Origin of the sequence: Streptomyces sp. NBC_00775 (assembly GCF_036347135.1) — a bacterium.
GTDB lineage: Bacteria > Actinomycetota > Actinomycetes > Streptomycetales > Streptomycetaceae > Streptomyces > Streptomyces lutosisoli.
The window spans coordinates 3,196,280-3,217,450 of sequence record NZ_CP108938.1 but is presented as its reverse complement, the minus strand read 5'-3'; the positions used below and the strand labels follow the sequence as shown (position 1 = coordinate 3,217,450).

Here is a 21,171-nt window from a genome sequence, read left to right as displayed (position 1 = left end):
AGCCTCCTGACCATGACTTCCGATGTGTGGCTTCCGTTTCACGCCGACGAGATCGACGGCCTCCCCGAGGGCCTGAACTACCACTTCTGGGACGGCGACCAGCAGTTTCCCGCGAATCCGGCCGACTGCGCGTTCTACGCCGTGCCCTATATGAAGCCGCCCGCCGTCTCCCAGCGGCCGATGTCCGAAATGACGTCGGTACGGGCCGTGCAGACCCTGTCCGCCGGTGTCGACCACGTCCTGCCGAGCCTCAAGTTCCTGCGCCCGGGCGTGCAGTTGTGCAACGCCCGCGGGGTGCACGAGGCGAGCACCGCCGAGCTCACCCTCACCCTGATCCTCGCCTCGCTGCGGGGCATCCCCGGTTTCGTACGGGGCCAGGACAAGGAGGAGTGGCGCTCGGGCTTCTATCCGGCGCTGGCCGACAAGACCGTACTGATCGTCGGGTACGGGTCGATCGGGTCCGCGATCGAGGACCGGCTCGCGCCCTTCGAGCTCGCGCGGGTGGCGCGCGTCGCGCGCTCCGAGCGCACCACGGCGCGCGGTCCAGTGCATCCGCTCACGAAACTGTCTTCTCTGCTGCCCGAAGCCGACGTAGTGGTCCTGTCGACGCCCCTCACGGACGCCACACGTGGCCTGGTGAACGCCGATTTCCTGTCCCGGATGAAGGACGGGGCGCTCCTCGTGAACGTCGCCCGCGGCCCCGTCGTCGACACCAAGGCGCTCCTCGCCGAGCTGGAGAACGGGCGCATCACCGCGGCGCTCGACGTCACCGATCCCGAGCCGCTGCCCCAGGGACACCCCTTGTGGCACGCGCCCGGCGTGCTCATCAGCCCCCATGTCGGCGGGCCCACCTCGGCGTTCCTGCCGCGCGCCAAGCGGCTCCTGGTGGACCAGTTGAACCGTTTCGTGAACCGGGAGCCGCTGCGCAACGTGGTCCTCACTACCGGCGCTTGAGTCGCGTCCCGTCCGCGCCTCGTCCGCCTCCCGTTCGCTTCGAGCACCCTCCGCAGTTCCCCGAATGCGGGCAGTACCGACATCCTCCCTGGTCGTCACGGAGCGTAGAGGAACTATGTCCCTGAGTGACGAGACTGGTGTATCGTCCCGACAGGGGCTGCGCCGCGGACCGTTCGGCGCCGGGGACGGACATTTCAGACTGCGAGGGGGGCGACGGGCGATGCACGGCCTATGGACCAACGATCCGACGCGGCGGGGCCGCCGACGACCCTGGCGCGCGGCCACACGCAGACGCGGCCACAGCGGCCATGGTGGCCACGGCGGCCATCACCACCGCAGGCACAGCGGTCGCCGGAGGCATGCGCACCCAGGGCACGGGGACCAGCGGGACCCCGGAGTGCGGACAGGGTGGGCCCGGTGAGCTCCCCCGGGGCGCTGCTGACCCGTCGGCCGGCACTCGGCGGCGGGGCGAGCCTGTTCTCGCAACTCGTACTGGCCCTGGTGTGCGCGGGATACGCCCTCGGTTCCGCGCTCGGCTGGGGCTCCGCGAGCCTCGCGCTGATCATGGGCGACTTCGGGCTGAGCGCCGCCGCCGGAACCGCGGCGGTCTCCTGCTTCCGCTACGCCCGCAGTCGCAGCAGCCGCTTTCGACCCGCGTGGCTGCTGTTCGCGCTCTCCTCCGCCATGGCCTCGCTCGGCAACCTGGTGTGGGGGTGGTACGAGGTCGTCCTCGACCGCCCAGTGCCCAGCCCGAGCTACGCCGACCTGTTCTTCCTGTGCTTCGCGCCACCCGCCATCGTAGGACTGCTCGTGCTCGCCAAGAGGCCCGTCACCAAGGCGGGTTGGGTGTGCCTCGCGCTGGACGCCTGGCTGATCGGCGGCTCGCTGCTCACGCTGTCCTGGAGCCTCGCGCTCGCCCAGGCCGCGAAGTTCGACGGGCCGAGCGTCGCACACACCGCGCTGTCGCTGGCGTACCCGCTGCTGGACATCGCGCTCGTCAGCATGGTGCTCGCGCTGCACTTCCGACGCTCGTCGGTGAACAGATCGGCGGTGAACACGGCGATCGGGGCACTCGCCCTGACCGTGATGTGCGACGCCCTGTTCACCTCGCCCCTCCTGCACAACAACTACCACTCCGGTCAGCTCCTCGACGCGGGATGGTTCGCCGGCTCGCTGCTCCTCGCGTACGCCCCCTGGGTCGGCACCCGGCATGGGCAGCCGGACGACGACGGGCACGCGCGCGTGGTGCACGAACACATCCCGGGGCAGCGCCAAGAGGGCCAGTACCAAGACAGACCGCACGGACAGCAAGGGCAGCACGGACAGCAAGTGCAACGGCAAGAAGGTCAGCAAGGGGGGCACGCGGACGTGCTCCCGCAGGGAGGAGGCCACATCCGGTACCCGGCCACGCGCCCGATCGCCGGATCGCTGGCCGCGCTCACGCCCTATCTGGCCGCCGCCGTCTGCACGTTGGGGATCCTCTACAACGTCCTCAACGGGCGCAACGTGGACCGCGTGGTGCTCATCACCGCCGGCCTGGTCGTCCTCGCCCTCGTCGTGCGCCAGGGCATCATGCTGCTCGACAACATCACCCTCACCCAGGAGCTGGCCCAGAAGGAGAACCACTTCCGCTCCCTGGTGCAGGGCTCCAGCGACGTCATCATGATCGCCGCGCCCAACGGGATCCTGAGGTACGTCAGCCCGGCCGCCGCCGGGGTCTACGGACGCGACGCCGACGAACTCGTCGGCAACGAGCTCGCTTCGCTCATCCACCCCGAAGACCTTGGCTGTGTAGTTCACGAAGTACGACGTTTCTTGGCCGCCAGCCACACCGAGGAACCCACCACCCGGATCGAGTGCCGTTTCAGGTCGGGCGACGGCGGCTGGCTCAATGTGGAGTCCACCGTCAACCGGCACCAGGGCGGCCTCATCTTCAACAGCCGTGACGTGACCGAACGGGTCCGCCTGCAGGCGCAGTTGCAGCACAACGCCGAGCACGACCCGCTCACCGACCTGCCCAACCGCGCGCTGTTCACCCAGCGCGTCCAGCAGGCCCTGTCCGGCCGCCGCTCCTCCGACCGCGGCACGGCCGTTCTCTTCATCGACCTCGACGGCTTCAAGGCCGTCAACGACACGATCGGGCACCAGGCCGGCGACGAGCTCCTCGTCCAGGCCGCCCGCAGACTCCAGGACTCGGTGCGGCACGGCGACACCGCCGCCCGCCTCGGCGGCGACGAGTTCGCGGCCCTGATCGTCGGCGACGGCACCCGCGACCGCAGCGCGCGGGAACGCCACATCCTGGAGCTCGCCGACCGGCTCAGGGTCAGGCTCTCGCAGCCGTACGCCATCGACGGCAACGATGTCCGGGTCGCCGCGTCCATCGGTGTGGCCTTCGCCGAACCGGGCCTCGGCGCGGGGGAGCTGCAGCGCAACGCCGACCTGGCCATGTACCGCGCCAAGGCGGCGGGCAAGGGACGCGTCGAGCTGTACGCGCCCCAGATGCAGCAGGACGTCGTACGGAAGGCGGAGCTGGCCACCCGGTTGCGCTCCGCCCTTCAGGACGGCGAGTTCACGCTGCTGCACCAGCCCGTGGTGTCCCTCGACAACGGCCGGATCACATCGGTCACCTCGAAGGCGCGCTGGCGCTCCTCTCAGGGTGTGCTGTTCACGCCCGCCGAGTTCCTGCGGGTCGCCGAGGACAGCGACAAGACCGCCGAGCTGGGCCGCTGGATGCTCGAAGAAGCCGTGGAGCAGGCCGCCCAGCGCGCCGCCGCGGGCGTCGCCGTGCCCGTCGCCGTCCGGATGAACGCCCGGCGGCTGCTGGACCGCTCGCTGCCCGTCGGCTCCGTGGAAGCCCTGCTGACGCGGCACGGGCTGCCCTCCGGTGCCCTGATCGTCGAGCTGTCCGACACCGACCCCCGGGTCTCCCTGGACGAGCTGGAGCGCCGGCTGAACGCGCTCAGGCGGCTCGGCGTCCGGGTGGCCCTGGACGGCTTCGGCAGCGGCTATGCCGCCATCACGGCTCTCAGGAGGCTCCCCGTCGACGTGCTCAAGCTCGACCGGAGTCTCGTCGAGGGGGTCGTCGAGTCCGCCCGGCTGCACAAGATCACCAGCGGGCTGCTGCGGATCGCCACCGACCTGGGGCTGCAGTCCGTGGCCGACGGGGTGGACCTTCCGGAGCAGGTCATCGCCCTGCGCGCGATGGGCTGCACGCACGGGCAGGGCATGGCGTTCTCCGGGCCGCTGGATGAGTACCGGCTGCGCCGGGCGCTGTCTTCCGGCCACTATCCGGTGCCGCACGGGCCGGTCGAGCCGGCGTTCGCGGGCGGCGGCTCAGGGGTGTATACGAGTGGTGTGCCCGCAGTTTTCGGGGGCGGTACGGCCCTCCGCTCACATAATGAGACTCCCGTCCCACCCACTTGACAGTCAGTGCGTGCCGGGGGGAGGGTCAATGCCATGCGCACCCGAATTCTCGTACTTGGAAAGCGCGTCGGCTGAAGCTGGTGACCACCGGACCGACCCGGAACACCCAGCGACCGCACCCGGCGCGCTCCCCTCGCTTGCCTCACGGCACGAGGGGTTTTTTGTTGCACAGGTGCCTGTCGAGCAACAACCGCACACCGCACAAAACTCGCAAAAACCCTCAGCATCGAGAAGAGAATGCCGATGACCGAGCAGGCCACCGGGGCCCACCATCCGCAGCCGCGGCCCCGTTCCGGAGGACAGCAGTCCGCCCCCGAGCACGTCACGGGTGCGCAGTCCCTCATCCGCTCGCTTGAGGAGGTCGGGGCCGACACGGTATTCGGCATTCCCGGCGGTGCGATCCTCCCGGCCTACGACCCGCTGATGGACTCGAAGCGCGTGCGGCACGTGCTCGTCCGCCACGAGCAGGGCGCGGGTCACGCGGCCACCGGTTACGCGCAGGCCACCGGCAGGGTCGGCGTGTGCATGGCCACCAGCGGCCCGGGTGCCACCAACCTGGTGACGCCGATCGCCGACGCCCACATGGACTCCGTGCCCATGGTCGCGATCACCGGCCAGGTCGCCTCCAAGGCGATCGGCACGGACGCCTTCCAGGAGGCGGACATCGTCGGCATCACCATGCCGATCACCAAGCACAACTTCCTGGTGACCAAGGCCGAGGACATCCCGCGGACGATCGCGGAGGCCTTCCACATCGCCTCCACCGGCCGCCCGGGTCCCGTCCTCGTCGACATCGCCAAGGACGCCCTCCAGGCGCAGACCACCTTCCAGTGGCCGCCCACGCAGGACCTGCCCGGCTACCGCCCGGTGACCAAGCCGCACGCCAAGCAGATCCGCGAGGCCGCGAAGCTGATCACCCAGGCGAAGCGGCCCGTCCTCTACGTCGGCGGCGGCGTCCTCAAGGCGAAGGCCACCGCCGAGCTGAAGGTCCTCGCAGAACTCACCGGAGCGCCCGTCACCACCACCCTGATGGCGCTCGGCGCATTCCCCGACAGCCACCCGCTGCACGTGGGAATGCCGGGCATGCACGGTGCGGTCACCGCCGTCACCGCGCTGCAGAAGGCCGACCTGATCGTCGCCCTCGGAGCCCGCTTCGACGACCGTGTCACCGGCAAGCTGGACAGCTTCGCCCCGTTCGCCAAGATCGTGCACGCCGACATCGACCCGGCGGAGATCGGCAAGAACCGCGCCGCCGACGTGCCGATCGTCGGTGACGCCCGCGAGGTCATCGCCGACCTGGTCCAGGCCGTGCAGAAGGAGCACAGCGAGGGTCACGCCGGCGACTACACCGCCTGGTGGAACGATCTGAACCGCTGGCGCGAGACCTACCCGCTCGGCTACGACCAGCCGGAGAACGGCTCGCTCTCGCCGCAGCAGGTCATCGAGCGCATCGGACAGCTCGCGCCCGAGGGCACGATCTTCGCGGCGGGCGTCGGCCAGCACCAGATGTGGGCCGCGCACTACGTCCAGTACGAGCAGCCCGCGACCTGGCTGAACTCCGGCGGCGCCGGAACGATGGGCTACGCGGTCCCGGCCGCGATGGGTGCCAAGGCGGGGCAGCCGGACCGTACGGTCTGGGCGATCGACGGTGACGGCTGCTTCCAGATGACCAATCAGGAACTCACCACCTGCTCCCTGAACAACATCCCGATCAAGGTCGCCATCATCAACAACGGCGCCCTCGGGATGGTCCGCCAGTGGCAGACCCTCTTCTACAACCAGCGCTACTCCAACACCGTGCTGCACTCCGGCCCGGATGCGACCGGCAAGGAGCCGAGCGCCGGCACCCGCGTCCCCGACTTCGTGAAGCTGTCGGAGGCCATGGGCTGCTACGCGATCCGCTGCGAGTCCGTGGACGACCTCGACAAGGTCATCGAAGAGGCGAACTCGATCAACGACCGCCCGGTCGTGATCGACTTCATCGTCCACGAGGACGCCATGGTGTGGCCGATGGTCGCCGCCGGCACCTCGAACGACGAGATCATGGCCGCCCGGGACGTCCGCCCCGACTTCGGCGACAACGAAGACGACTGAGAGCCGTAGGAAAAGGAACGAGACCCATGTCCAAGCACACGCTCTCCGTCCTGGTCGAGAACAAGCCCGGTGTCCTCGCCCGGATCACCGCCCTGTTCTCGCGCCGCGGCTTCAACATCGACTCGCTCGCGGTCGGTGTCACCGAGCACCCCGAGATCTCCCGCATCACCATCGTGGTGAACGTGATCGAGGCACTCCCGCTCGAACAGGTCACCAAGCAGCTCAACAAGCTCGTCAACGTCCTGAAGATCGTCGAGCTGGAGCCGGCCTCGGCGGTTCAGCGCGAACTCGTTCTGGTGAAGGTGCGCGCCGACAACGAGACGCGCTCCCAGATCGTCGAGATCGTCCAGCTGTTCCGCGCCAAGACCGTGGACGTCTCCCCGGAGGCCGTCACCATCGAGGCCACCGGCGGCAGCGACAAGCTGGAGGCCATGCTCAAGATGCTGGAGCCGTTCGGCATCAAGGAGCTCGTCCAGTCCGGCACGATCGCGATCGGACGCGGGGCGCGTTCGATCACGGACCGGTCGCTGCGCGCGCTGGACCGATCGGCCTGATCCTTGGTACGGGCGGTCGGTGATCGCCGACCGCCCGTATACCGAGACCCGAAAACTTCCCTTCCCCCGCCCGCCGTACGGTGGGACGCAACACCGCACACCAAGGAGAACCCCAGTGGCCGAGCTGTTCTACGACGACGACGCCGACCTGTCCATCATCCAGGGCCGCAAGGTCGCGGTCATCGGCTACGGCAGCCAGGGCCACGCCCACGCGCTGTCGCTGCGCGACTCGGGTGTGGACGTCCGCGTCGGTCTGCACGAGGGCTCCAAGTCCAAGGCGAAGGCCGAGGAGCAGGGCCTGCGCGTGGTGACGCCGTCGGAGGCCGCCGCCGAGGCCGACGTCATCATGATCCTGGTGCCGGACCCGATCCAGGCCCAGGTCTACGAGGAGTCCATCAAGGACAACCTGAAGGACGGCGACGCGCTGTTCTTCGGCCACGGCCTGAACATCCGCTTCGGCTTCATCAAGCCCCCGGCCGGCATCGACGTGTGCATGGTCGCCCCGAAGGGCCCGGGCCACCTGGTCCGCCGCCAGTACGAGGAGGGCCGCGGCGTTCCGTGCATCGCGGCCGTGGAGCAGGACGCGACCGGTTCCGCGTTCCCGCTGGCTCTGTCGTACGCCAAGGGCATCGGCGGCACCCGTGCCGGCGTCATCAAGACGACGTTCACCGAGGAGACCGAGACCGACCTGTTCGGTGAGCAGGCCGTCCTCTGTGGTGGTACGGCGGCGCTGGTCAAGGCGGGCTTCGAGACGCTGACCGAGGCCGGCTACCAGCCGGAGATCGCGTACTTCGAGTGCCTCCACGAGCTGAAGCTCATCGTCGACCTCATGTACGAGGGCGGCCTGGAGAAGATGCGCTGGTCGGTCTCCGAGACCGCCGAGTGGGGCGACTACGTCACCGGCCCGCGGATCATCACGGACGCCACCAAGGCCGAGATGAAGAAGGTCCTCGCCGAGATCCAGGACGGGACGTTCGCCCGCGAGTGGATGGCCGAGTACCACGGCGGTCTGAAGAAGTACAACGAGTACAAGAGCCAGGACGAGAAGAGCCTCCTGGAGACCACCGGCAAGGAGCTCCGCAAGCTCATGTCGTGGGTGAACGACGAGGCGTAAGCCGTACGACGCGGGGGCCGGGGCATGACGCCCCGGCCCCTTCGTCGAACCCCGGGTAACGCCCGTGAACACGGCGTTGTCCATCCCGTCCAGCCACGGACGGGTGATCCTTCCGCAGCGGCGTAAGACGACCACCGCGACGCCACTACACTGCTGCACAACATACGCGTCAGGCCCACAGCGTCGTGCGTCTTCCACGCGGCTCAAGCGACCCCGAGGGGCCGCGACAACCCTCCACCGCCTGCGGCCGTCGGGACGGCCGTCCGCATTGGACCTGTGAGGACTCACGTGAGCTCGAAACCTGTCGTACTCATCGCTGAAGAGCTGTCGCCCGCGACCGTCGACGCCCTGGGCCCGGACTTCGAGATCCGGCACTGCAACGGCGCGGACCGCGCCGAGCTGCTGCCCGCGATCGCCGACGTCGACGCGATCCTGATCCGTTCGGCCACCAAGGTCGACGGCGAAGCCGTCGCCGCCGCCAAGAAGCTGAAGGTCGTCGCACGAGCCGGCGTCGGCCTGGACAACGTGGACGTCTCCGCCGCCACCAAGGCCGGCGTGATGGTCGTCAACGCCCCCACCTCCAACATCGTGACCGCGGCCGAGCTGGCCTGCGGTCTGCTGCTGGCCACCGCGCGCCACATCCCCCAGGCCAACACGGCGCTGAAGAACGGCGAGTGGAAGCGCTCGAAGTACACGGGCGTCGAGCTGGCCGAGAAGACCCTCGGTGTCGTCGGCCTCGGCCGCATCGGCGCCCTGGTCGCGCAGCGCATGTCGGCGTTCGGCATGAAGGTCGTCGCGTACGACCCCTACGTGCAGCCCGCGCGCGCCGCGCAGATGGGTGTGAAGGTCCTGTCCCTCGACGAGCTGCTCGAGGTCTCGGACTTCATCACCGTCCACCTGCCGAAGACCCCCGAGACCCTCGGTCTCATCGGCGACGAGGCGCTGCACAAGGTCAAGCCGTCGGTGCGGATCGTCAACGCCGCGCGTGGCGGGATCGTCGACGAGGAGGCGCTGTACTCGGCGCTCAAGGAGGGCCGCGTCGCGGGCGCCGGCCTGGACGTGTACTCCAAGGAGCCCTGCACGGACTCCCCGCTCTTCGAGCTCGACGAGGTCGTGTGCACCCCGCACCTCGGCGCCTCCACGGACGAGGCGCAGGAGAAGGCCGGTATCTCCGTAGCCCGTTCGGTGCGCCTCGCCCTCGCCGGTGAGCTGGTCCCGGACGCGGTGAATGTCCAGGGCGGCGTCATCGCCGAGGACGTCAAGCCGGGCCTGCCGCTCGCCGAGCGCCTCGGCCGTATCTTCACCGCCCTCGCGGGCGAGGTCGCGGTCCGCCTCGACGTCGAGGTGTACGGCGAGATCACCCAGCACGACGTCAAGGTGCTCGAACTCTCCGCGCTCAAGGGTGTCTTCGAGGACGTCGTCGACGAGACGGTGTCGTACGTCAACGCCCCGCTGTTCGCGCAGGAGCGCGGCGTCGAGGTCCGTCTGACCACGTCGAGCGAGTCCCCGGACCACCGCAACGTCGTCACCGTGCGCGGCACGCTCAGCGACGGCCAGGAGGTCTCGGTCTCCGGCACGCTCGCCGGTCCCAAGCACCTCCAGAAGATCGTCGCGGTCGGCGACTACGACGTGGACCTGGCCCTCGCCGACCACATGGTCGTGCTGCGCTACGAGGACCGTCCCGGTGTCGTCGGCACCGTCGGCCGCATCCTCGGCGAGGCGGGCATCAACATCGCCGGCATGCAGGTCGCCCGTGCGGCCGCCGGCGGCGAGGCCCTCGCGGTCCTCACCGTCGACGACACGGTCCCGCAGGCCGTCCTGTCCGAGGTCGCCGAGGAGATCGGCGCCACGTCGGCGCGGTCGGTGAACCTCGTCTGAGGTTCGTTGTACGACGCCGTCCTGTACGACGGCTTCCTGTACGACAGTTGAGGGCCGGGGCACCTTCGGGTGGCCCGGCCCTCGGTCGTACGGCACGGCGGGTGGATGCCCGTACGACACGTCACGTGGACGCCGGCGCCCCCGGTTCGACCAGGCCCTCGCGATAGGCGATGGCCACGGCCTCCGTGCGGCTCGCGGCCCCCAGCTTGGCCAGGATGTTGGACACGTGCACGCTCGCCGTCTTGCCCGTGATGAACAGCTCCTCGCCGATCTGACGGTTGGTCCGCCCTCGGGCGAGCAACCGCAGGACATCGCCCTCCCGGGCGGTCAGTACGGGAATCCGCTCCGCACCGGACGGCGCCGCGTCGAGCCGCCCGCGCCGGATGAGGGCGTCCAGGGCCTCGCGCAGCGGCACCGCGCCGAGGCGCACGGCGGTGTCGCGGGCCGCGCGCGCCCGCTCGGCCGCCTCCGTGCGGCGGTCCGCCGCCAACAGCGCCTCGGCCAGCCGTCGCCCGCAGCGCGCCAGCTCGTACGGATCGCCGTACCCGAACGCGGCGACGGCCTTCTCCCAGGCCGCCACGTCCGGTCCCGACCGCGCGCGCAGCCACTCCGCCTCGGCGCGGGCCAGCCACGCCAGCCCCTCCGGGCCCTGCCGCGAGCCGTCCTCGCCCTTGGCCGCCGTGGCCCGGGCCACCTCCACCAGCTCGGTGGCGGTGTCGGCCCAGCGGCGCGCCCCCGCCTCGTCGCCGGTCAGCCGCAGCTCCACGGCCGTGTCGGCGACCGCGGACAGGGCGAGCGCGGCGAGCCGCACACCGACGTCCGGCCGGTCGGTGGCCGTGTCGCCGGTGATCCTCGCGATGGTGCCGCGCACCCACTCGACGGCGCCCTCGGCGTCCCCTCGTACGGCGGCGTCGTCGGTCAGCACGATGCCCGCGACGAGCGTGGCCATCCAGTCGAACGGCCCGTCGAGGAGGGCGCGGGCGCGGTCGGCGGCATCCTGATCGCCGCGTGCCAGGGCGACATACAGGGCGGGCCCGGTCGCGAACCCGCCCGCGGCGGGCAGCCGTTCGGCGTCCGCGGCGGCCGCCCGGGCGCACTCGTCCCAGCGGCCCAGCGTGTAGAGCACCAGGGACTGGAGGTAGCGCAGCTCCAGGGCGTACGGCGAGGAGAGGAGACCGGCGCGGCGGGCGCGGTCCAGGCCGTCGGTGAGCGAGGTCAGACACTCGTCGAGGTCACCGGATTCGTAGCACCCGACGGCCAGGTTGTAGAGCGCGCGCATCTCGACCGGGATGTTGCCGGCGCCCCGGGCCAGCTCGCGGGCCGCCCGCAGCCGGTCCCGGCCCTGCGGCGTACGCCGGTTGTGCGCTTCCAGGCCGACCAGGGAGATCATCAAGTCGGCCTGGGCGTCGGCCAGCCGGAGCTCCTCGGCGGTGCGCAGCGCCTGCCGGGCGACCCGCTCGGCGTCCTCGTCGTGCCCCACATACCGCGCCGCCATGACGTGGGTCGCCGCCGCCCACACCCAGGTGTACGACGGGGGCTCGGCGGGGATCATGGCGAGCGCCTCGCTGCTGTACGTGAACGCGGCCGTCAGATTGTCGATGCGCATCAGGTTGCCCGCGAGCGTGTAGCGGACGCGGGCGGCGAGTTCGGAGTCCGCGTCCGAGCCGGCCCTGGCGAGGGCGGCGCGGGTGAGGTGGACCGCCCGGTGGGTCTCGCCGGCGCGCGCGGCGGCCGCGGAGGCGCGCAGGGTGAGGGTCACCGAGTCGCCGTCCTCGGGGCGGGCGGCGGCGTCCACCGCGGGCCACAGCTCAAGTGCCGTCTCCAGGTGGCGCAGCTCCTCGGCGGGGGCGCCGACGCGCTGGGCGTGGTCGGAGGCTTCGAGCGAGGCCGTGAGCGCGTCGGCGAGGTCGTGGCTCTCGCGCGAGTGATGGGCCCGCTCCGCCGCGCGCTCCGCCGAACGGCTGTGCCCGGCAAGGAGTCTGGCGAACGCCCCGTGCAGTCTGACCCGCTCGCCGGGCAGCAGATCGGCGTACACCGCCTCGCGGGTGAGGGCGTGCCGGAACGAGTACGTGGCCTCCTCGTCGGGAACCAGCAGCTGCCGGCCGACGGCCTCGCGCAGCGCCGACTCCAGCTCGTCCTCCGGCAGTTGTACGGCGTCACGCAGCAGGCCGTGCTCGACGCGGCGCCCGGCGACGGCGGCCGTGCGCAGCACCTGCTGGGCGGTCTCGGAGAGCTGCTCGATGCGGATGAGGAGGACGTCGGCCAGGCCGCTCGGCATGGCGGGCGAGGCCGGGTCGAAGTCGCCGGGCAGGGCGGCGAGCAGCTCCTCCGCGTAGAAGGCGTTGCCCTCGGCGCGGTCGACGATACGGCGGACCGTGGCGTCCGGCAGCGGGTCCGTGCCCAACGCCCGTACGAGACGGGCCACTTCGGCGTCCGCCATCGGCCGCAGCTCCACCCGGTCGACGGCGGGCAGCCGGATCAGCTCGGCGAGGAGAGGACGCAGGGGGTGGCGGCGGTGCAGGTCGTCCGCGCGGTACGAGGCGAAGACCGCCAGGCGGCGCGCGGGGGCGCCGGGTCCCTGGCGCTGGAGGAGGCCGCGGCTGAGCAGGAAACGGAGCAGGTCCCGGGAGGACTGGTCAGCCCAGTGGAGGTCTTCGAGGATCAGCAGGAGTGGGGTGATGTCGGCGAGGTCGGCGAGGAGACTGGCCATGCCCTCGAAGAGTTGCAGCCGGCTGCCCGGGTCCGGCCCGGTGCCGGTGCCGCTGCCGAGGAGGCGGTCCACGGCCGGGTGCGCCGCGAAGGCGGGGGCGAACCGGTCGTCGGCGGCCAGGACGCCGAGGATCTCCGTGAACGGCAGGTACGGCAGGCCCACGTCGCCCAGGTCCACACAGTGGCCGGTGAGGACCGTCATGCCGGTGGCCGCGGCCTGGGTGGCGGCCTCCGCCAGCGTGCGGGTCTTGCCGACGCCGGCGTCGCCCCCGACCAGGACGGCGCGGGGGTCGCCGGCCCGGGCCCGCTCCAGCACGCCGGTGAGCCGGGCGAGTTCGTCCTCCCGGCCGATGAACGGCGTACCGAATATCTGTGCCACGGGGCCATCCTGGCATGCGGGACTGACCGGGTGGGCTTGTCCGTTGGCTGCGGGTGGGTGGGGGCTGGTCCAAAAGATTGCGCAGTTCCCCGCGCCCCTGAAAGGGGCGCGGGGAACTGCGCAATCTTTTAGCGGGGTTCTGGGGGCGCAGCCCCCCTCAGACGAGGGACTCCGCGCCTTCCGGGGCCTCGGCCTCGTGGACGTGCACCTTGCGGAGCGTCGCCGTGGCCAGGGCCGCCGCGCCCAGCAACAGAATCACGCCCGCGACGGCCGCGGCCTGCATGCCGCTGGTGAACGCCTCCCGCGCGGCCGTCGCCAGCGCCTGACCCGCGTCGCCCGGCAGCTGCTGCGCGACGGCCAGGGCGCCGCCGAGGGTCTCGTGGGCCGCGGCCGGGGCGCCGGACGGGATGTCGTGGCGGTAGACCGCGGTGCCGATGGAGCCGAGGACGGCCATGCCCAGGGCGCCGCCGAACTCCGCGCCCGTCTCCAGCAGGGAGGAGGCGGCGCCCGCGTTGCCGACGGGAACGGTGCCCAGCGCCAGGTCCATCATCTGGGACATCACGGTGACGATTCCCGAGGCGAGGACGCCCGCGCCGGCCAGGACGAGCCATATCGAGTCGGTGCCGGCGAGCGCCAGCAGCCCGTAGCCGCACGCGGCGGTGACGAAGCCGCCGGAGACCACGTGGGCGCGGTGCACGCCCTTCTGTACGAGCTGCGCGGCGACGGGAGCGGCCACGCCGACCAGCACGGTGGGGAGCAGCGCCCACAGCGCGGCCTCCATGGAGCTCTTGCCGAGCACGGACTGGAGGTACTGGGTGGTGAAGTACGCCGAACCCAGCATCCCGAAGGAAGCGATGAGGTTGAGGACGACGGCAGGGGCGAAGCCGTGGCCGCGGAACAGGGCCGGGGAGATCAGCGGGGACTTCGCGGTGCGCTGGCGGTGGACGAAGAGGACGGCGAAGACCAGGCCGACGGTGATCGAGACGACGTACCGGACGTTCCAGCCCTCGGAGGGGATCTCCTTGATGCCGTAGATGACGGGCAGGACCGCGGCCATCGACAGCGGAACGCTCAGCAGGTCGAAGCGGCCGGGCTCCGGGTTCTTGGACTCGGGCAGCAGGATCGGGCCGAGGACCAGCAGCAGCACCATCGCGGGCAGGTTGACCAGGAAGACCGAGCCCCACCAGAAGTACTCGACGAGGACACCGCTCATCACCGAACCGAGCGCGATACCACCGGTCATGACGCCGGACCACATACCGATCGCCTTCGCGCGCTGACCGGGGTCCGTGAACATCGTCCGGATGATCGCCATCGTCGACGGCATCAGGGTCGCGCCGCCGATGCCGAGGAGCGCGCGGGCCGCGATGAGTGTCTCGGCGCTGTTGGCGTACGCCGCTATCACCGAGGCGGTGCCGAAGGCGGCGGCGCCGAAGAGGAGGAGCTTGCGGCGGCCGATGCGGTCGCCGAGCGAACCCATCGTCATCAGCAGACCGGCGAGCACGAACGCGTAGATGTCGAAGATCCAGAGCTGCTGGGTGCCGCTCGGCTCCAGGTCCGCGCTGATCGCGGGGATCGCGAAGTAGAGGACCGAGACGTCCATCGAGACCAGGAGCAGCGGAAGCATCAGGACGCCGAGGGCGGTCCATTCGCGGCGGCCGGCGAGGGTGCCGGGGGCGGGGGTGGAGCTCGTCGGGTTCGTCGAGTTCTTCGTCATGGCAGGGACTGTACGGGCGTCTTAAACGCTTGTCTAGTACGGATGTGTAAGACAGTTGATTAGGACGTGGGTCTGGGACGGTTGTATGGATCGAGGGGTACGCTGGCTCGCATGGGACACCGTGAGGATCTGCTCGAAGGCGCCAAGCGCTGCCTGCTGGAAAAGGGGTTCGTGCGCACGACGGCGCGCGACATCGTGAAGGAGTCCAAGACGAACCTGGCGTCCATCGGCTACCACTACGGATCGAAGGACGCGCTGCTCGCGGAGGCGTACGTCGATCTGATCTCGAACGTCGGCGACACGTTCGACGGCTTCGGCGGGGGCGCGGCGGCAGGGGAGCCGGGCTCTCTCGAACGCTTCCAGGAGGTCTGGCAGAACGTCACCAAGTCCTTCGTGGAGGCTCGCCCGATCTGGATGCTCACCTTCGAGGTGATCACCAATGCCGACCGCCTGCCCACGGTCCGCGAGCACCTGGTGAAGGCCTCGGACGAGGGGCGCCGGGGCATCATCCCCCTGCTCATGGGCGGATCCGAGGCCGACGTCGACGACGAGACGCTGCGCTCGCTCGGCGGCTTCTACCAGACGCTGCTCAACGGGCTCTGCGTGCAATGGCTCTTCGACGCGGAGTCGGCGACGAACGCGGACCAGTTGACCGAGGGGCTGCGGCGAGTGATCGACGCGGCGGCGAAGCCGGGCGGCTGAGGCGTCAGGCCGGTACGAGTCCGCCCTCGCGCGTCTCGATCGCGCGGTCCCCGAAGTGGCGTACGGCGGTCAATGATTCTCCCTCGGGCTGCCCGCCCGCCGGTCCCGGCAGGCCGGGACCAGTGCCACCAGCATCAGTACGGCCGTGACGGCGAACGCCGACGGATAGCCCGTCCACCCGGCGAGCGCGCCGAAGCCGACCGCGCCGACGCCCATGCCGCCGTCGTACGCGAGGTTCCACAGGGCGCTGACGGTGCCGTATCCGGAGGCCGGGACCCGTGCGTACATCAGGGTCAGCGTGGCGTTCTGGGCGGTGCCGAAGCCGATGCCGAAGACGGTCACTCCGGCGAGGACGGCGACCGGGCTGGAGGTCAGCGCCGTGATCAGCATGCCGAGGGAGGAGAGGACCAGGGCGGGCAGCACGAGACGCGCGGAGCCGTGCCGGTCGCTGTGACGGCCCGCCAGCCAGCGGGCCGCGGTCGACGCGGCGGGCTGGACGAAGAGGGCCACGGCGACGACTCCCGTGTGCGCGGCGGGGACGGCGAGCGGCAGGAAGGTGACGACGATCCCGGTCGCGAGCGCGGTGGTCGCGAAGACGACGGCAGGGCGGACCAGACCTCCGGTGCGCAGGCCGGCCACCACGCCCACCGGCTTGCCCGACGTCGACTCCCGGTCCGGCAGGCCCGGTACGGAGACGATCGCGGCCAGCGCGGCGACGCCCGCGGTCACGGCGACGGCCGTGTACCCCACGTGCGCGGCGAGCCACACGCCCAGCGGCAGGGCGATCAGCGACGGCACGCCGGAGACGACGCCCACCAGTGCCAGGCCCTCGCCGCGGCGCTCGGCCGGGATCAGCGACGCGGTGAGCGCGCCGCCCGCCACGAGCGTGAGCGCGAAGCCCAGGCCGCGGACCAGACAGACCGCCGCGACCCACACCAGGTCGTGGGAGACGGTCAGGACGAGCGCGGGTGCGCCGAGCAGGGAGAGCCCGGCGACCAGCGCGACGCGGTAGCCATAGCGGGCGACGAAGCGGGGAGCGGCCAGTTCGCCGAGGACCGTGGAGAGCATCAGGGTGCCGGTGGCCAGGCCCGCGCCCGACCCCGTCGCGTAGCGGGGGACGACCGACAGGAGCAGGAAGAAGCTCACCAAGGAGCCGACCATGCTCACGAAACGGAGCATCAACGGGCGGGTGAGGAGCGGCGGTCGGGCGGCGGGTGCCGGCGCGGTCGGCGCGGTCCCTGGGGGCGTCGGAGGTGTCGGGGGCTGCGGCGGAGTCGTCATGGGAACGACGCTAGGCAGTGGGCGGACCGCCGGTAAGCTCCAATTCCATGCCTCCGCAGTGGGCCGGTCTGTCGCCCGAACTGCTCCTGTCCGTCGACCGGGGCAGCGGTGAGCAGCTGCGCGCGCAGCTCGAACGGCAGGTGCGCGACGCGATCCGCACCGGTCGGCTGGGCGCCGGCGAACGTCTCCCGTCCTCCCGTGAACTCGCCCGCGAGCTCGGCCTGTCGAGGGGCCTGGTCCAGGACTGCTACGCCCAACTCCAGGCGGAGGGCTACCTCGTGACGCGCGTCGGCTCCGCCACCCGGGTCGCGGCAGGCGCCCATGTGCCTCCCGCGCCCCCCTCCGCGCACCCGGCGGCCCCGCGCCTGATCGCCGACTTCCGGCACGGCGTACCGGACTTGGGCGGCTTCCCGCTCGCCGACTGGCTCTGGGCGCTGCGCGAGGCGGGCCGCGCCATGCCGACGACAGAGCTCGACTACGGCGATCCGCGCGGCAGTTCGGCCCTGCGCGAGGTCATCGCCGGGTATCTGCGCCGGGTGCGTGCCGCCGCGGCCGACCCCGAGCGGATCGTGGTCTGTTCCGGCTACGCGCAGGGCCTCGGGCTCGCGTTGCGCAGCCTGGCGCGGAGCGGTGTGCGGGTCGTGGCGTACGAGGACCCCGGCGGGCCCGCCACCGCGACGGCCGCCGCGGAGGCTGTCGGACTCACGGCGGTGCCCGTCCCGGTCGACGACGACGGCATCGACGTACGGGCGCTCGACGCGACCGGAGCACGGGCCGTGATCGTCACGCCCGCGCACCAATGGCCCACCGGAGTCGTCCTCGCCCCCGACCGCCGGCTCGCTCTCATCGAGTGGGCCATGCGACGGGACGCGTACGTCATCGAGGACGACTACGACGCCGAGTTCCGCTACGACCGCGAGCCCGTGGGCGCGCTCCAGGGGCTCGCCGCGGACCGGGTCATCTCCCTCGGCACCGTCAGCAAGTCCCTCGCCCCGGCCCTGCGCATCGGCTGGGTGCTCTGCCCGCCCGTGCTCACCGCCCCGCTCACGGAGGCCAAGCGCCTCACCGACCGCGGCTCCCCGGCCCTCGACCAGCTCGCCCTCGCGCAGCTGATCGAGTCCGGCCGCTACGACCGCCATCTGCGCCGCATGCGCACGCGCTACGCGACCCGGCGTACGGCTCTGGTCTCCGCCCTCGCCGCCCACGCCCCCGAGGTCCGGCTCACCGGCCTCGCCGCGGGGTTCCACGCCGTCGCCCACCTCGCGGCCTCCGCCGACGAACAGGCCGTTGTCATCGCGGCACGGGAACGGTCCGTCGGCCTCTACGGCATGAGCCCGTGCCGCTCCACGCACGCGACCACACCGGTCCAACTCGTGCTGGGCTTCGGCGACGTGGGGGAGCGGGCGATCGCGGAGGGCATCGCGGCGATCGGCGATCTGCTCGGCGGACCCGGAACTCCGGCGGTGCGCCGCGCGTCGTGAAGACCGTGAGGGTGATCGAGATGGACGGCACGCCGCTGGACGATCTCGTCCGGTCCTGGGACGAGATCAGGGTGAGCTACCGGCTCTCCCGCAACAGCGCGTACGACCGGGCGGTCCTCGACTGTGCCGCCCGGCTCGCCGCCGACCCGGGCGGCGAGTCCGCGTACGTATGGACGTTCGGGCTGGCGGTGATGGCGCCCTATGCCGCCTGGCGGCCGGGCGACGGCGTCGTGCGGGAGGCCGTGGCGGCACTGGAGGCAGCCGACCGGGCGCTGCGTGAGCGGCCCTGCGACCACGACTCCCACCCGTACGAGAACCACCGCGCCGAAGAGGACAAGTACCTCGCCCGGCAACTGCCCCCACTCGCCGACGAGACGGCCGAGTGGGCCTACGGCGACCGGCCCCGCGACGAGTGGCGCTGCCCGCGCAACGCGGCCGGATTCGCCCGGATCGCCATGGACGTCGTCGATCCGGGCTCGGTCCCGGACATCCCGCCGCGCCTGTCGGTCAGGGACCGGGCCGCCCTCGACGAGCTGGCGGCGCTGCTGCACGGCTACCCGAAGCCGTGGACCGACGTCGAGGACGAGATCAGCTCGCAGGCCTGGAACCTCTCCGACGCGGATCCCGCGGACCGCGCCGGACGCCTCCAGGCCGTCAGGGCGGTGACCTGGTACGCCGTCTCCGGCCTGGTGACGAGGAAGTCGGTCCTCGACGAACTGGTCGAGGCCCTGGAGGAGACCCTGCCGCACTTCGCCGGCGCCTCCTGCACCCACGACCGGCACGCGCCCCTGCCCGACAACGGCCCGGACGCCGCCGAACTCGGCGTCATGCTCAGCAGCTCCGCGGGGCGCCGCGTCCACGAGAAGAACCGCGTCGCGTGGGGGCAGGGCGATCCGCTGGAGAACGTGGCGTGCCCGGTGCTCATGGCGGAGATCGCCGCGGAGTCACTGACGCTGCTGCGCGAGGGACGCGCACGGCTCTTCGGCCCTCGCGACACCTCCCACGCCGACGCCGCATACCTGCGCCCGGACGGCCGGCTGGAGATCGAGAAGATCGCGGAGCGGCTCGACGACCAGAGCCGGAACGAGCCGTACGCCGACGATCTCGGCCTGTGGGCCGCACGCCGCCACACCCGCTCCGACGCCCGCGAACGGGCCGTGCTGCTGCTCACCGCCCACCAGGCCATGCGGATCTCGTACCCGTGCCCGCCGCGCCCGGTCGTCGAGGGCGTCCTCGCGACGATGCGCGCCGTCGCCGACGCGCCCCGGCCCGAGGCATGCGCACACGACGACAGCCATCCGACGCTGGAGCGGGCCGAGTTCCGGCACGGCCTGCCCCACTTCTACGCCCCGGAGGAGTTCCCGCCGGCCGAGGAGTACCGCAGCCCGGAGTCGTGGACCTGCCCACGGTTCGCCGGAGAGGTCGCCGAGGCGTGCGTCAGTGAACTGGAGGACCTGTACGAGGACGACGAGGAGGACGAGGGCGACTAGAGCGAGGAGGGCGATGAGGGCGACGACGAGGGCTGACGTCCTTAGAGCCGCGCCCCCTTCAACGCCATGTGCAGCAGCAGCCGGTCCTCCCCGTCGTCCAGGTCCAGGCCGGTGAGCTGTTCGACGCGGGAGAGGCGGTAGTAGAGCGTCTGGCGGTGGATGCCCAACTCGGCTGCCGTGCGCCCCGCTTGGCCCGCGCGGTCGAGGAACACCTCGGCGGTGCGGGCGAGTTCGCGGTGGGCGGGGGTCAACAGGGTCCGTACGGCGGGGTCGTGGGCGGCCTCCGGGGGCAGGGACGTCAGGAGCCGGAAGGGCCCGATGGACGCCCACTCGGCGACCGGACCGAGGCGCGGCTCGGCCAGCACCGCGCGCGCGGCGGCGGACGCCTCCTGCCAGGCGGCGCCCAGCTCGGCCAGGCCGACGCGGGCCTCGGCGACCCCGGCCGCCGGCTTCGTTCCCGCGCCGGCCCCTTCCGCCTCCCGTACAAACCGCGAAGCCGCCGTCAGCGCCGGAGTCAGTACGTCCGCCGAGCGGAGCCGTACGAGCAGCGCGAGGCTCTGCCCGGCGGCACCCCACGGCACCGTGCACAGCGCCGTCGCCCCCGGCACCGTACGGGCGGAAGGGGCGTCGTCCGGGTCGGCCGAGGGCCAGGGGGCGACGCAGACGACGGTGTGCAGGCCGTCGCCGCGCGGGCCGAGCGCCGTGCGCAGTTCGGCGACCGCCATCTCGCGCTGCCAGCCACGCTCGGCGGTGAGGACGGCGCGCAGCTCGCGGGTGAGGTCCGCGCCGGCCTGGGCCTCGTCGGCGAGCAGGGCGCCGATGCGGGAGGCGACCTCCATGGCGGCGGTCAGCTGGGTGTCGGTGGGCCCGGGGTCGTCGTCGAGCAGCCAGACGTAGCCGAGGACGACACCCCGATGGCGTACGGGGAGACAGATCCGTCCCCGGTACACCCCCGCCTCCGGGGTCGGCGGGATACGGACCGGGCCGGAGGCGCGGGTGATGCCGAAGCCCTCGAACCAGGTGCGGACCGCCGTGGTGGAGCGGCGGGTGAGGATCGAGCGGGTGCGCACGGGGTCGAGGTCCGAGGGGTCGAGCTCCCCCTCGCTGTCGTACGCGCCGAAGGCGATGAGCTCGAAGTCCCGGTTCTCCAGGGTCGCGGGCGCGCCGAGCAGCGCCGAGATCTCATCGACCAGCTCTTGGTAGTCGCCTCTGTATTCGCCGCTCACCCGGGCATTCTCCCTCATTTCCGCAAGGCCTTCATACATATGTCTGAGATCCAGGGCACGGATGCGTGACAGCTGTCGATGGCCGAGGATCGGAGGGATCCTTAGGTTTCACGGTGGTTCTCCGTGCCGTACCCGAATCGTCGGGATTCGGCCTCCTACTGGCTTTGTT

At 71.6% G+C, this 21,171-nt stretch carries 13 protein-coding genes; 9 read left to right on the top strand and 4 right to left on the bottom strand.

Going from position 1 to position 21,171, the window contains the following annotated elements:
- Window positions 1-12 precede the first annotated feature (12 nt).
- The 6 genes from OIC96_RS14255 to serA all read left to right on the top strand — a co-directional run bounded on the left by OIC96_RS14255 (window position 13) and on the right by serA (window position 10,017).
- Window positions 13-954, top strand: a complete 942-nt coding sequence (locus OIC96_RS14255) for a 2-hydroxyacid dehydrogenase (RefSeq protein ID WP_330307480.1) — start codon at window positions 13-15, stop codon at window positions 952-954.
- A 231-nt stretch (window positions 955-1,185) separates the two neighbouring features.
- Window positions 1,186-4,377 carry a putative bifunctional diguanylate cyclase/phosphodiesterase gene (locus OIC96_RS14250; RefSeq protein ID WP_406502106.1) on the top strand — a complete coding sequence of 1,064 codons (3,192 nt, stop codon included), beginning with the start codon at window positions 1,186-1,188 and terminating at the stop codon, window positions 4,375-4,377.
- A gap of 237 nt (window positions 4,378-4,614) precedes the next feature.
- Complete coding sequence (locus OIC96_RS14245) at window positions 4,615-6,471, top strand: acetolactate synthase large subunit (protein WP_330307482.1); 1,857 nt, start codon at window positions 4,615-4,617, stop codon at window positions 6,469-6,471.
- Window positions 6,472-6,497: 26 nt separating this feature from the next.
- Window positions 6,498-7,025 (top strand): acetolactate synthase small subunit, encoded by a 528-nt coding sequence (ilvN, locus tag OIC96_RS14240; protein WP_266832976.1) that lies wholly within the window; start codon window positions 6,498-6,500, stop codon window positions 7,023-7,025.
- 115 nt (window positions 7,026-7,140) lie between these two features.
- Entirely contained in the window at window positions 7,141-8,139 is a 999-nt protein-coding gene (gene ilvC, locus OIC96_RS14235) for a ketol-acid reductoisomerase (protein ID WP_327431935.1), read from the top strand.
- 288 nt (window positions 8,140-8,427) lie between these two features.
- The gene (serA, locus tag OIC96_RS14230; protein WP_330307483.1) at window positions 8,428-10,017 is read left to right on the top strand and encodes a phosphoglycerate dehydrogenase; all 1,590 of its coding nucleotides are present in this window, start codon (window positions 8,428-8,430) and stop codon (window positions 10,015-10,017) included.
- A 121-nt stretch (window positions 10,018-10,138) separates the two neighbouring features.
- Here serA and OIC96_RS14225 read toward each other — a convergent pair whose 3' ends face one another.
- Together OIC96_RS14225 and OIC96_RS14220 are read right to left on the bottom strand one after the other, a co-directional pair.
- Entirely contained in the window at window positions 10,139-13,105 is a 2,967-nt protein-coding gene (locus tag OIC96_RS14225; protein ID WP_330307484.1) for a helix-turn-helix transcriptional regulator, read from the bottom strand.
- A 157-nt stretch (window positions 13,106-13,262) separates the two neighbouring features.
- Window positions 13,263-14,822: an MFS transporter gene (locus OIC96_RS14220; RefSeq protein WP_330307485.1), complete on the bottom strand. Its 1,560-nt coding sequence runs from the start codon at window positions 14,820-14,822 to the stop codon at window positions 13,263-13,265.
- A gap of 111 nt (window positions 14,823-14,933) precedes the next feature.
- Here OIC96_RS14220 and OIC96_RS14215 point away from each other — a divergent pair, with 111 nt between their 5' ends.
- Entirely contained in the window at window positions 14,934-15,524 is a 591-nt protein-coding gene (locus OIC96_RS14215) for a TetR/AcrR family transcriptional regulator (protein ID WP_330307486.1), read from the top strand.
- A gap of 69 nt (window positions 15,525-15,593) precedes the next feature.
- On the opposite strand, the gene OIC96_RS14210 is transcribed toward OIC96_RS14215, so the two are convergent.
- Window positions 15,594-16,805: an MFS transporter gene (locus OIC96_RS14210; protein WP_330307487.1), complete on the bottom strand. Its 1,212-nt coding sequence runs from the start codon at window positions 16,803-16,805 to the stop codon at window positions 15,594-15,596.
- Between the two features lie 47 nt (window positions 16,806-16,852).
- On the opposite strand from OIC96_RS14210, the gene pdxR reads away from it, so the two are divergent.
- Window positions 16,853-18,286: a MocR-like pyridoxine biosynthesis transcription factor PdxR gene (pdxR, locus tag OIC96_RS14205; RefSeq protein WP_330307488.1), complete on the top strand. Its 1,434-nt coding sequence runs from the start codon at window positions 16,853-16,855 to the stop codon at window positions 18,284-18,286.
- On the top strand, window positions 18,283-19,776 hold the full coding sequence (locus OIC96_RS14200; RefSeq protein ID WP_330307489.1) for a hypothetical protein: 1,494 nt from the start codon (window positions 18,283-18,285) through the stop codon (window positions 19,774-19,776). The genes pdxR and OIC96_RS14200 overlap by 4 nt, the downstream gene beginning before the upstream one ends.
- A 41-nt stretch (window positions 19,777-19,817) precedes the next feature.
- Here the strand turns inward: OIC96_RS14200 and OIC96_RS14195 are convergent, their stop codons facing one another.
- A complete protein-coding gene (locus OIC96_RS14195) occupies window positions 19,818-21,020 on the bottom strand; it encodes a PucR family transcriptional regulator (RefSeq protein ID WP_330307490.1) in 1,203 nt (400 codons plus the stop codon).
- Between the last annotated feature and the right edge of the window lie 151 nt (window positions 21,021-21,171).

Bases quoted from the DNA above. Each gene is read 5' to 3' on its own strand.
- OIC96_RS14220 (WP_330307485.1), bottom strand. From the start codon at position 14,822: ATGACGAAGAACTCGACGAACCCGACGAGCTCCACCCCCGCCCCCGGC.
- pdxR (WP_330307488.1), top strand. From the start codon at position 16,853: ATGCCTCCGCAGTGGGCCGGTCTGTCGCCCGAACTGCTCCTGTCCGTC.
- OIC96_RS14250 (WP_406502106.1), top strand. From the start codon at position 1,186: ATGGACCAACGATCCGACGCGGCGGGGCCGCCGACGACCCTGGCGCGC.
- ilvN (WP_266832976.1), top strand. From the start codon at position 6,498: ATGTCCAAGCACACGCTCTCCGTCCTGGTCGAGAACAAGCCCGGTGTC.
- OIC96_RS14255 (WP_330307480.1), top strand. From the start codon at position 13: ATGACTTCCGATGTGTGGCTTCCGTTTCACGCCGACGAGATCGACGGC.
- OIC96_RS14215 (WP_330307486.1), top strand. From the start codon at position 14,934: ATGGGACACCGTGAGGATCTGCTCGAAGGCGCCAAGCGCTGCCTGCTG.
- OIC96_RS14210 (WP_330307487.1), bottom strand. From the start codon at position 16,805: ATGACGACTCCGCCGCAGCCCCCGACACCTCCGACGCCCCCAGGGACC.
- OIC96_RS14245 (WP_330307482.1), top strand. From the start codon at position 4,615: ATGCCGATGACCGAGCAGGCCACCGGGGCCCACCATCCGCAGCCGCGG.
- OIC96_RS14195 (WP_330307490.1), bottom strand. From the start codon at position 21,020: ATGAGGGAGAATGCCCGGGTGAGCGGCGAATACAGAGGCGACTACCAA.